At 57.8% G+C, this 15933-nt stretch carries 10 protein-coding genes; 8 read left to right on the top strand and 2 right to left on the bottom strand.

Annotated elements, in window-relative coordinates; genetic code table 11:
• Window positions 1-129: 129 nt before the first annotated feature.
• The 5 genes from glgB to glgP all read left to right on the top strand — a co-directional run bounded on the left by glgB (window position 130) and on the right by glgP (window position 9581).
• Entirely contained in the window at window positions 130-2316 is a 2187-nt protein-coding gene (glgB, locus tag FN633_RS04730) for a 1,4-alpha-glucan branching enzyme (protein ID WP_042393167.1), read from the top strand.
• On the top strand, window positions 2313-4289 hold the full coding sequence (gene glgX, locus FN633_RS04725; protein ID WP_154056915.1) for a glycogen debranching protein GlgX: 1977 nt from the start codon (window positions 2313-2315) through the stop codon (window positions 4287-4289). The genes glgB and glgX overlap by 4 nt, the downstream gene beginning before the upstream one ends.
• 15 nt (window positions 4290-4304) lie before the next feature.
• Entirely contained in the window at window positions 4305-5588 is a 1284-nt protein-coding gene (gene glgC / locus FN633_RS04720) for a glucose-1-phosphate adenylyltransferase (RefSeq protein ID WP_154056914.1), read from the top strand.
• Between the two features lie 92 nt (window positions 5589-5680).
• Entirely contained in the window at window positions 5681-7114 is a 1434-nt protein-coding gene (gene glgA, locus FN633_RS04715) for a glycogen synthase GlgA (protein WP_154056913.1), read from the top strand.
• Between the two features lie 19 nt (window positions 7115-7133).
• Window positions 7134-9581 carry a glycogen phosphorylase gene (gene glgP, locus FN633_RS04710; protein WP_154056912.1) on the top strand — a complete coding sequence of 816 codons (2448 nt, stop codon included), beginning with the start codon at window positions 7134-7136 and terminating at the stop codon, window positions 9579-9581.
• An 82-nt stretch (window positions 9582-9663) separates the two neighbouring features.
• Here the strand turns inward: glgP and glpD are convergent, their stop codons facing one another.
• Entirely contained in the window at window positions 9664-11169 is a 1506-nt protein-coding gene (glpD, locus tag FN633_RS04705; protein ID WP_154056911.1) for a glycerol-3-phosphate dehydrogenase, read from the bottom strand.
• Window positions 11170-11358: 189 nt separating this feature from the next.
• Here glpD and glpE point away from each other — a divergent pair, with 189 nt between their 5' ends.
• The 3 genes from glpE to FN633_RS04690 are packed head-to-tail and all read left to right on the top strand — an operon-like array spanning window position 11359 to window position 13346.
• Window positions 11359-11688: a thiosulfate sulfurtransferase GlpE gene (gene glpE / locus FN633_RS04700; RefSeq protein WP_154056910.1), complete on the top strand. Its 330-nt coding sequence runs from the start codon at window positions 11359-11361 to the stop codon at window positions 11686-11688.
• A 59-nt stretch (window positions 11689-11747) separates the two neighbouring features.
• Window positions 11748-12569: a rhomboid family intramembrane serine protease GlpG gene (glpG, locus tag FN633_RS04695; protein ID WP_154056909.1), complete on the top strand. Its 822-nt coding sequence runs from the start codon at window positions 11748-11750 to the stop codon at window positions 12567-12569.
• 18 nt (window positions 12570-12587) lie between these two features.
• Window positions 12588-13346, top strand: coding sequence for a DeoR/GlpR family transcriptional regulator (locus tag FN633_RS04690; protein WP_154056908.1), 759 nt, complete (start codon window positions 12588-12590; stop codon window positions 13344-13346).
• A gap of 40 nt (window positions 13347-13386) precedes the next feature.
• Here the strand turns inward: FN633_RS04690 and malT are convergent.
• A partial coding sequence (malT, locus tag FN633_RS04685; RefSeq protein ID WP_154058832.1) for an HTH-type transcriptional regulator MalT occupies window positions 13387-15933 on the bottom strand: 2547 nt, incomplete at its 5' end.

The following is a 15933-nucleotide window of genomic DNA, read 5'->3' as shown; positions in this document are numbered from 1 at the left end:
TAGTCGCAATTCAGCCAAATTTATCAGGAGACAAGGGAAGCCTTGTCTATGCTTTAGGTTGGAACAGCTTCAGGCCAGCTGGATGTGGCTGGCGAAAAATGTGGCACATATAAAACAGGATAAAAAACCATGTCCAGTCTTGTCGATAGAGACGTGATTAACGCGCTAATAGCAGGCCATTTTGCGGATCCCTTTTCCGTACTCGGTATGCACCGCACCAATGCCGGGCTGGAAGTCCGCGCGTTGCTACCTGACGCCACCGAAGTGTGGGTTATTGAAACGAAAACCGGACGCAAACTGGCCAGGCTAGAGTGCCTTGATTCACGCGGCTTCTTTGCCGGTATTATTCAACGCCGTAAAAATCCTTTCCGCTACCAGCTTGCCGTTCACTGGCACGATCATGCTAATCTGTTGGACGATCCTTACCGCTTCGGTCCTCTGATTCAGGACCTCGACGCCTGGCTTCTGTCAGAGGGCACGCACCTGCGGCCGTATGAAACCCTGGGTGCGCACGCCGATACCATGGACGGCGTGACCGGCACCAAATTCTCCGTCTGGGCACCTAATGCCCAACGCGTTTCAGTCGTAGGCGAATTTAACTACTGGGATGGTCGTCGCCATCCTATGCGCCTGCGCAAAGAGTCCGGCATCTGGGAGCTGTTTATCCCCGGCGTGCAGCATGGGCAGATCTACAAATTCGAGATGATCGACGCCAACGGTAACCTGCGCATTAAGGCCGACCCTTATGCCTTCGAGGCGCAGATGCGCCCGGAAACCGCCTCCATGATCTGCGGCCTGCCGGAAAAGGTCGAGCAGACCGAAGAGCGCAAGCGAGCCAACGAGTTTGACCAGCCGATCTCTATCTATGAGGTGCACCTCGGCTCCTGGCGTCGCCATACCGACAATAACTTCTGGCTGAGCTACCGCGAGCTGGCAGAGCAGCTGGTTCCCTACGCCAAGTGGATGGGCTTTACCCACTTAGAGCTGATGCCGATCAACGAGCATCCGTTTGACGGCAGCTGGGGCTACCAGCCAACGGGCCTCTATGCGCCAACCCGCCGCTTCGGCACGCGGGATGACTTCCGCTACTTTATCAAGGCTGCCCACGCGGCGGGCCTGAACGTGATCCTTGACTGGGTGCCGGGCCACTTCCCGTCCGACGAGTTCGGTCTCGCCGAGTTCGATGGAACCGATCTCTATGAGCATAGCGATCCGCGCGAAGGCTACCATCAGGACTGGAACACGCTGATCTACAACTATGGTCGTCGTGAAGTCAGTAACTATCTGGTGGGTAACGCCCTCTACTGGGTTGAGCGCTTTGGTATTGACGCCCTGCGCGTCGATGCGGTGGCTTCCATGATCTACCGTGACTACAGCCGCAAAGAGGGGGAGTGGATCCCCAACGAGTTTGGCGGTCGCGAGAACCTTGAAGCCATCGAATTCCTGCGCAGCACTAACCGCAAGCTGGGAGAGCAGGTACCAGGGGCGGTGAGCATGGCCGAAGAGTCCACCGATTTCCCAGGCGTATCGCGGCCATCGGATAACGGTGGGCTGGGCTTCTGGTACAAGTGGAACCTGGGCTGGATGCATGACACCCTCGACTACTTCAAGCTCGATCCTATCTACCGTCAGTATCATCACGATAAGCTGACGTTCGGGATGCTCTACAACTACACCGAGAACTTCGTTCTGCCGCTGTCGCACGACGAAGTGGTGCATGGCAAAAAATCCATTCTTGACCGCATGCCGGGTGATGCATGGCAGAAGTTTGCCAACCTGCGCGCCTACTATGGCTGGATGTGGGCCTTCCCGGGCAAAAAACTGCTCTTTATGGGCAATGAATTTGCCCAGGGACGTGAGTGGAACCACGACAGCAGCCTTGACTGGCATCTGCTGGAGGGCGGCGATAACTGGCACCACGGCGTTCAGCGGTTGGTGCGCGATCTCAACACGACCTACCGTCACCATAAAGCGCTGCACGAGCTTGATTTTGATCGCTACGGTTTCGAATGGCTGGTGGTCGACGATAACCAGCGTTCGGTGTTTGTGTTTGTGCGCCGGGACAAAGACGGAAATGAAATTATCGTGGCCAGCAACTTTACGCCGGAACCGCGCCATGAATACCGTTTTGGCATCAATCAGCCGGGCCGCTGGCGTGAGGTACTGAACACGGATTCAATGCACTATCACGGCAGCAACGCCGGGAATTACGGCACCGTGCACAGTGATGCCATTCCAAGCCACGGTCGCGATAACTCGCTCAGCCTGACGCTGCCCCCGCTCTCTACCATCTGGTTGGTCAGGGAGGGTGAATGACGAAGCTGTCGGCAGGTAAGCCTGCGCCACTTGGCGCGCATTACGAAGGCAATGGCGTGAACTTCACGCTCTTCTCGGCAAACGCAGAGCGGGTTGAGCTCTGCATCTTTGACGATGAGGGGAATGAACAGCGCTATGACCTGCCTGCCCGCAGCGGCGACGTCTGGCACGGTTTTCTGGAAAAAGCGCGTCCCGGCTTGCGCTATGGCTATCGGGTACACGGCCCATGGGATCCCGCAGCGGGACACCGTTTTAACCCGAACAAGCTGCTGATCGATCCCTGTGCTCGCCGGGTCGACGGTGACGCCATCGATCATGACCTCTTCCACGGTGGTTTTGATAGTGCCGATCCCCATAACAACGCGGCCATCGCGCCAAAGAGCGTGGTGGTGAACGAGGCGTTTGACTGGGAAGATGACGCCCCGCCGCGTAATCCCTGGGGCAAAACGGTGATCTATGAGGCCCATGTTAAAGGGCTGACGTATCTGCATCCGGATATTCCAGAGGCGATACGCGGCACCTACCGGGCCCTCGGTCATCCGGTGATGATCGCGTACTTCAAACGGCTAGGGATCACCGCCCTGGAGCTGCTGCCGGTGGCGCATTTCGCCAGCGAGCCGCGCCTGCAACGGCTGGGCTTAAGCAACTACTGGGGCTACAACCCGCTGGCGATGTTTGCCCTCGATCCGCGCTACGCCAACAATCCCGACCGCGCCCTGCAGGAGTTTTGCGAGGCGGTCAAAGCGCTGCACCAGGCCGGTATTGAGGTGATCCTCGATATCGTTTTGAACCACAGCGCTGAGGTCGATCTTGAAGGGCCGACCTTCTCCCTGCGCGGAATCGACAACCGTAGCTATTATTGGATCAGAGATAATGGCGATTACGCCAACTGGACCGGCTGCGGCAATACCCTGAACCTGAGCCATCCCGGCGTGGTGGAGTATGCGCACCAGTGCCTGCGGCATTGGGTAGATACCTACCACATCGACGGCTTCCGCTTCGATTTAGCGACGGTGATGGGGCGCACGCCGCACTTTGATCCCTGTGCGCCGCTGTTCGAGGCGATAAAAAACGATCCGGTACTCTCGGCGGTGAAGCTGATTGCCGAGCCGTGGGACGTGGGCGAAGGCGGCTACCAGGTGGGTAACTTCCCGCCGCTGTTTGCCGAGTGGAACGATCATTTTCGCGATGCCTCCCGCCGTTTTTGGCTGGCGAAGGATATCTCGCTGGGCCGGTTCGCCACGCGCTTTGCCGGTTCGGGGGATGTATTCAGACGCAGCGGGCGTCTTCCCGCCGCGTCGATTAACCTGGTGACGGCGCACGACGGCTTTACGCTACGCGACTGCGTCTGTTTTAACCATAAGCATAACGAGGCCAACGGCGAAGAGAATCGCGACGGCACTAACAATAATCACAGCAATAATCATGGTACAGAGGGATTAGGCGGATCGTTGTATGTGATTGAGCGGCGGCGAGACAGTGTCCATGCCCTACTGGTCACGCTGCTGCTGTCACAAGGTACGCCAATGCTGCTGGCAGGTGATGAACAAGGACACAGCCAGCATGGTAACAATAATGCCTATTGCCAGGACAACGCGCTGACCTGGCTTGATTGGAAAAAGGCAAATGACGGATTAACCACGTTTGTGGCCACCTTGATCCATCTTCGCCAGCAGGTACCGGCATTAACCCAAAATGCCTGGTGGGAAGAGGGTGACGGCAACGTCAGCTGGCTGAACAAGGATGCCCGGCCTTTAAGCGTGCAGGAGTGGGAGCATGGGGTAGGCCGTTTGCAAATCCTGCTTTCAGACCGTTTCCTGATCACGCTGAACAATACGGATAAGGTTACAGAGATTGTGTTACCCGACGGGGAATGGCGCGCCGTTCCTCCATTTGCCGGTGAGGATAATCCGGTGGTAGTGGCTGTCTGGCATGGGCCCGCGCATGGAGTATGCGTTTTTCGAAGGTCATAAAAAAAGGAGTTCATCATGGTTAGATTAGATAACAACGATCCGCTAATGTTAGCGCGCCAGCTGCCATTAAAATCTGTAGCCCTGATCCTGGCGGGTGGGCGTGGCACGCGTCTCAAAGACTTGACCACCACACGCGCCAAGCCTGCGGTTCACTTTGGCGGCAAGTTCCGTATTATTGATTTTGCGCTCTCCAACTGTCTTAACTCCGGTATCCGTCGTATCGGCGTGATCACCCAGTATCAGTCGCACACCCTGGTGCAGCATATCCAGCGCGGCTGGTCCTTCTTTAGCGAAGAGATGAACGAGTTTGTCGATCTCCTCCCCGCTCAGCAGCGCTTACACGGTGAAAACTGGTATCGCGGCACGGCGGATGCGGTCACCCAGAACCTCGACATCATTCGCCGCTACAACGCGGAGTATGTTGTCATCCTCGCGGGCGATCACATCTATAAGCAGGACTACTCGCGCATGCTGATCGACCACGTTGAGAAAGGCGCACGCTGTACCGTCGCCTGCCTGCCGGTACCAAAAGCAGAAGCCACGGCGTTCGGCGTGATGGCGGTAGATGAAAACGAAAAAGTAATCGATTTCGTTGAGAAGCCAGCCAATCCGCCTACCATGCCAGGGGATGACACCAAGTCTTTGGCCAGCATGGGGATCTATATCTTCGACGCAGAGTATCTCTTTGAGCTGCTTGAAGAGGATGACAAGGATGAAACCTCTAATCACGATTTCGGTAAGGATATTATCCCGAAAGTGACGAAAGCTGGTGAGGCCTTTGCCCATGCGTTCCCGCACTCTTGCGTGCAGTCGGATCCGGACGCCGAGCCTTACTGGCGCGACGTGGGAACCCTGGAAGCGTACTGGAAGGCTAACCTCGATCTCGCCTCCGTCACCCCCGAACTGGATATGTACGATCAAAATTGGCCTATCCGAACCCACATGGAATCGCTACCGCCTGCTAAATTTGTACAGGATAGATCCGGTAGCCATGGGATGACGCTGAATTCGCTGGTGTCGGGGGGCTGCATTATCTCCGGTTCGGTGGTAGTGCAGTCGGTGTTGTTCCCGCGCGTGCGCGTTAACTCATTCTGTAATATCGACTCGTCGGTGCTGCTGCCGGACGTCTGGGTAGGACGTTCTTGCCGCCTGCGCCGCTGCGTTATTGACCGCGCCTGTAAAATACCTGAGGGCATGGTCATTGGTGAAAATGCAGAAGAGGATGCCCGTCGGTTCTACCGTTCAGAAGAAGGCATTGTGCTGGTCACGCGTGAGATGTTAAGCAAATTAAAAGAGTGACGGCATCAAATCATAACCTTGCGCGGAAGGGGTCCGCGCGCTGGTTTACCGCTACCGCTCGCATACGGTAGCGGTTTTTAACAGGAGCGAGAATGCAGGTTTTACATGTATGTTCTGAGATGTTCCCGTTGCTCAAGACCGGTGGTCTGGCAGATGTACTTGGTGCACTCCCTGCGGCGCAAATAGCCGGTGGTGTTGATACTCGCGTACTGCTGCCAGCTTTCCCTGATATTCGGCGCGGTATTACCGATGCGAAAGTGGTGTCCCGACGAGAGACGTTTGCCGGACACATCACGCTGCTTTACGGCCACTATAACGGCGTCGGCATCTATCTGATTGATGCTCCACACCTCTATGATCGCCCCGGCAGCCCGTATCACGATACTAATCTGTTTGCTTATACCGATAACGTGCTGCGTTTCGCTCTGCTCGGCTGGGTAGGCAGCGAGATGGCCTGCGGTCTCGATCCATTCTGGCGTCCGGACATTGTTCATGCCCACGACTGGCATGCCGGGTTGGCCCCTGCCTACCTTGCCGCCCGTGGCCATCCGGCAAAGTCCGTATTTACCGTGCATAACTTAGCCTATCAGGGTATGTTTTATGCTCATCACATGAGTGAAATAGATCTGCCATCGTCATTCTTTAATGTTAATGGCGTAGAGTTCAACGGTCAGATCTCGTTCCTGAAGGCAGGGCTCTTTTTTGCCGACCACATCACGGCGGTCAGCCCGACCTACGCGCGGGAGATCACCGAGCCGCAGTTTGCGTACGGCATGGAAGGGCTGCTGCGCCAGCGCCACGCTGAGGGCCGCCTCTCGGGGATCCTCAACGGCGTTGATGAGCAGATCTGGGATCCGGCAACCGACCTGCTGCTGGCGTCGCGCTTTACCCGCGACTCGCTGGAAGATAAGGCGGAAAACAAGCGTCAGCTGCAAATTGCGATGGGTCTGAAAGTCGATGAGAAGATCCCGCTCTTCGCTGTGGTCAGCCGCCTGACCAGCCAAAAAGGGCTGGATCTGGTGCTGGAGGCGCTGCCGGGCCTGCTGGAGCAGGGCGGACAGCTGGCCCTGCTGGGTGCAGGCGATCCGGTGCTGCAGGAAGGTTTCCTAGCCGCCGCCGCCGAGCATCCGGGGCAGGTAGGAGTTCAGATAGGCTATCACGAAGCCTTCTCGCACCGCATTATGGGCGGCGCGGATGTGATTCTGGTGCCGAGCCGCTTTGAGCCGTGCGGCCTGACGCAGCTCTATGGACTGAAGTACGGCACGCTGCCGCTGGTGCGGCGTACCGGTGGGCTAGCCGACACCGTATCAGACAGCTCGCTTGAGAACCTGGCGGACGGTATCGCCAGCGGATTTGTGTTTGAAGACAGCAATGCCTGGTCGCTGCTTAGGGCAATAAGGCGTGCTTTTGTGCTGTGGTCCCGGCCTTCGCTGTGGCGCTTCGTTCAGCGTCAGGCGATGAATATGGATTTTAGCTGGCAGGTTGCCGCTCAGTCCTATCGGGATCTCTATTATCGGTTGAAGTAGAGCACCAGGAATCACGTTTATGAATGTACCCTTTACCTATACATCACCGACGCTCAGCGTTGAGGCGTTAAAGCACTCCATTGCCTATAAGCTGATGTTTACCATTGGTAAAGATCCGGCCATCGCCAATAAACATGAGTGGCTAAACGCCACCCTGTTCGCCGTACGTGACCGTCTGGTTGAGCGCTGGCTGCGCTCAAACCGCGCGCAGCTCTCTCAGGAGACGCGCCAGGTCTATTACCTGTCGATGGAGTTTCTGATTGGCCGCACCCTCTCTAATGCCCTGCTGGCGCTGGGCATCTATGGCGACGTCAAAAACGCGCTGGAAGAGATGGGATTGGATCTTGAAGAGCTGATTGATGAAGAGAACGACCCCGGCCTCGGCAACGGCGGCCTGGGGCGTTTGGCCGCCTGCTTCCTCGACTCGCTGGCTACGCTTGGCCTGCCAGGGCGTGGGTACGGCATCCGCTACGACTACGGCATGTTCAAGCAGAATATCGTTGATGGTCGCCAGAAAGAGTCTCCGGACTACTGGCTAGAGTACGGCAACCCGTGGGAGTTTAAACGCCACAACACCCGTTACAAGGTGCGGTTCGGCGGCCGGATCCAGCAGGAGGGGAAAAAGACCCGCTGGGTAGAGACCGAAGAGATCCTGGCGGTTGCCTACGATCAGATCATCCCTGGCTTTGACACCGACGCTACCAATACGCTGCGGTTGTGGAATGCCCAAGCCAGTAGCGCGATTAACCTCGGTAAATTCAACCAAGGCGACTATTTTGCCGCGGTGGAAGATAAAAACCACTCGGAAAACGTCTCCCGTGTGCTCTACCCGGATGACTCGACCTACTCCGGCCGTGAGCTGCGTCTGCGCCAGGAGTATTTCCTTGTTTCGGCGACGGTGCAGGACATTCTTAACCGCCATTTCCTGCTGCATAAGACCTACGCTAACCTCGCGGATAAGGTTGCTATTCACCTCAATGATACCCATCCGGTACTCGGGATCCCTGAGCTGATGCGTCTGCTGATAGACGAGCATAATTTCTCCTGGGATGATGCCTTTGAGGCCACCTGCCAGATCTTCTCCTACACCAACCACACGCTGATGAGCGAGGCGCTGGAGACCTGGCCGGTAGACATGCTGGGTAAAATTCTGCCGCGTCATCTGCAGATTATTTTCGAGATTAATGACTACTTCTTGAAGACGGTTCAGGAGCAGTATCCGAACGACACCGGTCTGCTTAGCCGCGTCTCAATCATCGACGAGTCCAACGGCCGTCGGGTGCGTATGGCCTGGCTGGCAGTTGTGGCCAGCCATAAGGTCAACGGCGTCTCCGAGCTGCACTCGAACCTGATGGTGCAGTCGCTGTTTGCGGATTTTGCGAAGGTATTTCCGGGGCGCTTTACCAACGTCACCAACGGCGTCACGCCGCGACGCTGGCTGGCGCTGGCTAACCCGTCGCTGTCGGATGTGCTTGACGAGCATATCGGGCGGACCTGGCGAACCGATCTTAGCCAGTTGAGCGAGCTGGAGCAGCACATCGACTTCCCGATGCTGAACCAGTCCGTACGCCAGGCGAAGCTGGAGAATAAAAAGCGTCTTGCGCTCTACATCGGCCAGCAGCTTAACGTGGTGGTGAACCCGAAGGCGCTGTTCGACGTGCAGATCAAGCGTATCCATGAGTACAAGCGTCAGCTGATGAACGTCCTGCACGTCATCGCCCGCTATAACCGTATCAAAGCCGATCCGGATGCGGACTGGGTACCACGCGTCAATATCTTTGCCGGTAAGGCGGCCTCGGCCTACTACATGGCGAAGCATATTATTCATTTGATCAACGACGTGGCGAAGGTCATCAACAACGATCCGCAGATTGGCGACAAGCTGAAGGTGGTGTTCATTCCGAACTACAGCGTTAGCCTGGCGCAGCTGATCGTTCCGGCAGCGGATCTCTCCGAGCAGATTTCACTGGCGGGAACGGAGGCCTCCGGGACCAGCAACATGAAGTTTGCCCTCAACGGCGCGCTGACCATCGGCACGCTGGATGGCGCAAACGTCGAGATGCTGGAGCACGTGGGTGACGACAATATCTTTATCTTTGGTAATACGGCGGATGAGGTTGAGACGCTGCGTCGTCAAGGCTACAAGCCGCGCGACTACTATGATAAAGACGAAGAGCTGAACAGCGTACTGACACAGATTGCCACCGGCGTGTTTAACCGTGATGAGCCGGGCCGCTACCGCGATCTGGTTGATTCCCTGCTTAACTTCGGCGATCACTATCAGGTGCTGGCGGATTTCCGCAGCTACGTTGACTGTCAGGATCGGGTGGATGAGCTCTACCGCCAGCCGGAAGAGTGGACCATTAAAGCGATGCATAACATCGCTAATATGGGCTACTTCTCATCTGACAGGACTATCAAGGAGTACGCGGAAAAAATCTGGGATATCAAGCCGATACGCCTGTAAAGCGGTAAAAAACGCCGGGCGGCACTGCGTTTGCCCGGCCTACACGTAGGCCCGGTAAGCATAGCGCCACCGGGCGTTTCAATCATGATGCTAATGACAATTCACGCTTAGCCCAGTTAGCCAGCCACAGCGCGACCCGCGACTGCTCTTCCGCATTTAACCACATGCCTACCTTCGTCCGACGCCAGATGGCATCGTCGAGGCGGCGCACCCACTCATGTTCTGCCAGATAGCGCAGTTCGGCCTCGTAGAACTCATGGCCGAAGTTCTCACCAAGATCGTCTACGGACGACGTACCGGCAAGGATCAGCTCGCTGTTGCTGCCGTAGGTGCGGGCGTAGTGGCGTGCCAGCGGCTCGCTGATAAACGGATAGCGACGGCGCAGCTTCGCCGCGTAGTCGTCACGGTCGCCAGCAATATCGCCCCCGGGCAGTACGCACTCTTTCGTCCACGCCGGGCCGATGCCGCTGTAGTACGGTGTCAGCTTCTCCAGCGCGTGTTCGGCCAGCTTGCGGTAGGTCGTCAGCTTGCCGCCAAAGACGGAGAGCAGGGGCGCTTTGCCCTCGTCATCACGAATATCGAGAGTATAGTCGCGGGTAATCGCCTGCGGTGAGTCGGATTCGTCGTCGCACAGCGGACGCACGCCGGAGTAGGTCCAGACAATATCGTTCCGGGTTAGCGGCTTTTTAAAGTGCGCGTTATAGACCTTCAGCAGATAGTTAATCTCGCCCTCGTCGATTTCAACGTGCTTGGCATCGCCCTTATACTCAACGTCGGTGGTGCCGATAATAGAGAACTCGTCCATCCACGGGATCACAAACACGATACGCTTATCTTCGTTTTGCAGAATGTAGGCCTGCTTCTGCGAGTGCACGCGCGGCACCACAATATGGCTACCTTTGATCAGGCGGATGCCATACGGCGACGGCAGCTGCATCCCTTCGTCAAAGAACTGTTTCACCCACGGGCCGGTAGCATTCACCAGGCCGCGCGCCTGCCAGCGGTACGTCTCGCCGGTATCAATGTCTTCGGCTTCTACAATCCACAGACCGTTTTCGCGCCGTGCCGAGGTCGCCCGGGTACGGGTTAACACCTCGCCGCCTTTACGTACCACCATCTGCGCATTCGCCAGCACCAGGCGCGCATCGTCAACCCAGCAGTCGGAATATTCGAATCCGCGCACGATCTCCGGCTTCAGCACCGACTCTGCGCCAAAACGCAAGCCGGTAGAGCCGGGCAGGCTGGTACGTTTGCCCAGATGATCGTACATAAACAGGCCGATACGGATCATCCACGCCGGACGCAGGTGCGGACGGTGGGGCAGGCGAAAACGCATTGGGAAAGCAATATGCGGTGCCATCTGTAACAGCACCTCACGCTCCGCCAGCGCCTCGCTCACCAGGCGAAACTCATAGTGTTCAAGGTAGCGCAGGCCGCCGTGGATCAGCTTCGAGCTGGCCGAGGAGGTGGCGCAGGCCAGGTCGTTCGCCTCCAGCATGAGCACGGAAAGACCACGCCCGGCGGCGTCTGCCGCGATACCGGCACCGTTGATGCCCCCACCTATCACAATCAGATCTTTGGTTTCCATGCTCACCTCATGCACTTTCGTAAAAGCTCAAAAATGTTCGATATCGCTCATAATAGCAAACGAACGCGCCTTTGGTAACATCAAAAAAACAATTTAGAGTGATACGCATAACATAATGGCGTTTACCTGGCGGAACGACGTAAAATCAGAGGATGTGTTACGTGCATATCCAACCTAGATGAGAGCGCAATGGATCAGTTTGAGTGTATTAATGTAGAAGAAGCCCACCAGAAGATGCATCAGAAGCTGGCGGTACTGGTCGATATTCGCGATCCGCAAAGCTACGCCATGGGCCATACCCCCGGCGCGTTTCACCTGACCAACGATACGCTGGGCACCTTTATGCAGGAGAACGACTTTGATACGCCGGTAATGGTGATGTGCTACCACGGCAACAGCAGCAAAGGCGCTGCCCAGTACCTGTTGCAGCAGGGTTTTGACCAGGTCTACAGCGTCGACGGCGGCTTTGACGCCTGGCATCGTCACTTCCCGGCGGAAGTGGCACACGGTACGCTTTAGTCAGCGGAGCCATAACCCGCTATACTGCCCTTTTTTGTGTGGAAAAAGCGACCGCCAGCATGTTGATGATCACTTCCTTTGCTAACCCGCGCGTCGCCCAGGCGTTTGTTGACTATATGCAAACCCAGGGCGTTGTTTTGACTATTCAACACCACGACACCAGCGACGTCTGGCTGGCGGACGAGAGCCAGGCCGGACGCGTGCGCGATGAGCTGGCGCGCTTCCAGCAGAACCCGGAAGATCCGCGCTACCTGGCGGCCAGCTGGCAGTCAGGGCAGGTGAATAGCGGCCTGCACTACCGTCGCTACCCCTTCTTCGCCACCCTGCGCGAGCGGGCCGGGCCGGTAACGCTGATCGTTGCACTGCTTTGCGTGCTGGTGTTTATCCTGATGAGCACCCTCGGCGACCAGATGGTGATGGTTTGGCTGGCGTGGCCTTTCGATCCCTCGCTGCGGTTCGATCTCTGGCGCTACTTCAGCCATGCCCTGATGCACTTTTCCGTGATGCATATCCTCTTCAACCTGCTCTGGTGGTGGTACATCGGCGGGGCGGTAGAGAAGCGCCTCGGCAGTGGCAAGCTCATTGTGATCACGCTTATCAGCGCGCTGCTCAGCGGCTATGTACAGCACAAGTTTAGCGGCCCGTGGTTTGGCGGCCTCTCCGGCGTGGTGTACGCCCTGATGGGCTACGCCTGGCTGCGTGGCGAGCGCGACCCGCAAAGCGGTGTCTATTTGCCGCGCGGCCTGATAGCCTTTTCCTTAATATGGTTAATTGCCGGCTGGTTTGATCTGTTTGGCATGTCTATCGCCAACGGCGCGCACGTCACCGGCCTGGCCGTGGGGCTGGCGATGGCCTTTGTTGATACGCGAAAACGAACATAAAAGCTCAGGAACATTGCAATGAAACAGACACAGCGCCACGATGCCATCATCGAGCTGGTAAAAAAGCAGGGTTACGTCAGTACCGAAGAGCTGGTAGAGCAGTTTGCCGTCAGCCCGCAGACCATTCGCCGCGATTTGAACGATCTGGCCGATCAGAACATGATCCTGCGCCACCACGGCGGCGCGGCGCTCCCCTCCAGCTCGGTAAACACCTCATGGCACGATCGTAAAGCCACCCAGACGGCGGAGAAGGAGCGGATTGCCCGCAAGGTAGCCAGCCAGATCCCTGACGGGGCAACGCTGTTTATTGATATCGGCACCACGCCGGAAGCGGTAGCCCATGCGCTGCTGGATCACAATCACCTGCGCATCGTCACCAACAACCTCAACGTTGCCAACACCCTGATGGTGAAAGAGGATTTCCGCATTATTCTGGCCGGGGGCGAACTGCGCAGCCGTGACGGGGGAATTATCGGCGAGGCGACCCTCGACTTTATCTCTCAGTTCCGCCTCGACTTCGGCATTCTCGGGATCAGCGGCATCGACGCCGACGGTTCGCTGCTGGAGTTTGACTACCACGAGGTGCGCACCAAGCGGGCGATCATCGACAACTCACGTCACGTGATGCTGGTGGTGGATCACTCTAAATATGGCCGTAACGCGATGGTTAACATGGGCAGCATCAGCATGGTGGATGCGGTCTATACCGACGTGATGCCGCCCGCTGGCGTGTTGGACGTGATTAAAAACCACAATATTCAGCTGGAACTCTGCTAAAAACCACGCCGGGCGGCACTGCGTTTGCCCGGCCTACCGCTTAGACCCCATAGCCCATCATCTGCAATAGCTGCTGCGCGTGCTGCACCGCATCCTGACGATGGGCGACGCCCAACTTCTGGTAGAGGTTACGGATGTGAGTTTTGATAGTAGTCGCCGCCACCGCCAGCTCGCCAGCGATCTGCTCGTTGCTGTAGCCTGAGTAGATCAGCCCCAGTACCTGCCACTCCCGCTGGGTCAGCGGGCTGGTGCGGATCAGCTCCGGCACCTCCGGGTGGGTCAGCAGGCGCTCAACAAAGCGCTCATCAAAATGGGCATACTTGTGGCGATGATGCTGGTTGATGTCGCGCAGAATACGCTGGGCGCGGTGGCCCTCCAGCTCAGGCAGAGCGTTAAGCTGGATCAGCTGTCGCAGCTGCTGTGCCATCGCCTCGCCTTCAATGACGAAATGGCTAATAAAGCCGGTCCGGTTCGCCAGCGTCAGAGCCTCTATCAGCACCCGCTGGGCATCCTTCTTGCGTCCAGCCTGCCAGTAAAGCTGGTTCAGCAGAAGCAGGTTACGGTTCAGATCGCTCATCAGCCGCAGGCTGCGTGCGTTCTCGTTCAGCTCCTCCAGCACCATCTCCGCCGACGCCACGTCGCCTAGCAGGATCTGCGCCCGGGCCACGTTGCGCCACTGGCTCTGGTGGAAGTGGTTATTGGCAAACTCTGATTTCGGCGTCTGGCGCAGCCACTGGGCGGCAGCCTGCTTATCGCCGGTCATCTGCCAGTAGATCACCCGCACCTTGTCCGCATTGGATACCCAATCGCTATGGTACTGCCCGTTGCCGAGCAGGTTCTCCAGCCGGTTAAGGTGGCTGCGGGCGTTATCCAAATCGCCTCGTGCCAGCGAATTTTGCACCACCAGGGCCAGACATTGCAGCTGCTGCTGAGGCTGGTAGGCAGAGAGCACGGTCATGCCTTCCCGGGCAGCCGCTTCAGATTCATCAAGACGTCCCCATGCCCACAGCAGCTGGGCACGGATACGCAGCAAAAACTCGTGCAGCGGTAGCTGCTCAAGGTGCTGTTCGCGGATCAGCGTGAACGCCTTCTCCTGGCACTCCCAGGCGGCCTGCAGGAAGCCTTGGGCAAACAGGATCTCGCACTGCTGGATCAGGCTCCACAGCGCATAGTGCCAGACGTCGTGGCGGCGTGCCATCTGCTCGGTTTGCTGCATCACGGTGAGGGAGTGGCTGAGCAGCCCCTTGCAGTGCAGCACCTCGCCGTGCACCGAGGTCGCCACGATGCGGCTATAGAAGTTAGCCAGCGGCAGCGCTTCAAGCGCGATCATCGCCAGCCGCTCGGCCTCTACCGGATCGCCATCGTTAATCGCCACCTGGGCGCGCAGCGCGTTAAAGTCACCTTGCAGGGCGTGATCCGCCGTCATATCCATCTCCTGCTCGGCGCGGGCCAGCAGGGTATTCACTTCGCTATAGCGGTGCTGGCTCTGCATCAGCCAGGCTTGCAGCAGCACCAAACGCGGGTTCTCCAGCAGGCTCTCCCACGGCAGCGCCTTTAACGACGCCTCCAGCAGGGTCAGCTCGCTGTGGTTAAACAGTCCCCACGCGTGGTGCAGCAGAATATCGCGCAGCATTGTGCCGTCACCCGCCGCTAACGCATGGTGGATGGCCTCGCTCGGGAAGCCCTGCGCCATCCAGCTCTCTGCCGCCGCACGGTGAATATCCGGCAGCTCGGTGGCTAGCTCCCACTGGCAGCGCTGGCGTAAAAAGCTGCCGAACAGCGGGTGGTAGCTAAACCACTCGCCGGAGTCATCCATGCGCTGTAAAAACAGCCCCTGACGCTCGATCTCCTCCAGCCGCATCTGACCGTTCTCTTCGCCGGTGACGCGGACGATCAGCGCATCGTTCATCGAGCGCAGCAGGGAGCTTTTCAGCAGGAACTGGCGGGTGGCGGAATCGATATTGTCCAGCACCTCATCCACCAGATAGTCAGACAGATGGCTGGCGTTGATCCCCGCCAAACGCCGGGCGGAGTGCTGGGTTGAGCTGTTATTTTGCCGGGCTGAGAGGGCAATCAGCTGCAGGGCGGTGGCCCATCCGGCCACGTCGTCGCACAGACGACTGCTCTCCGCCGCTTCAATCGGGGCGTTCAGGCGGCAATCAAAAAACTGCTTTGCCTCCTGATGGGTAAAGGCCAGCTGCTGGCTGCTGACTTCCAGCAGCTGATCGCGCACGCGCAGGTTAGCAATGCCCAGCTGCGGCAGGTTGCGCGACAGCACGACAAGGGTCAGATTTTCCGGCTGATGACGGAGGAAAAACCGCATCGCGTCGTGGATCACCGGGTTGGTCACCAGATGATAGTCGTCGATAACGATGTAGAGCGGGCGCTGCCACTCCGCCAGCTCAATAAAAAGCTGTGAGAAGAGCGAGGGGAGGCTGGCGTACTGACGCTTTTGCGCCATCGCCTCGCTGGAGACGCAGTGTCCGCCGGTCGCCTGCTGCACGGCGGCGACAAGATAGCTAGCGAATCGCTCCGGCTGGTTATCCCCCTCATCGAGCGAGAACCAACCCAGATCGGCTTGACTGGC

Source organism: Pseudescherichia vulneris (assembly GCF_902164725.1).
GTDB lineage: Bacteria > Pseudomonadota > Gammaproteobacteria > Enterobacterales > Enterobacteriaceae > Pseudescherichia > Pseudescherichia vulneris.
The sequence above is the reverse complement of the archived record's forward strand: the minus strand, read 5'-3'. Positions and strand labels throughout refer to the sequence as shown.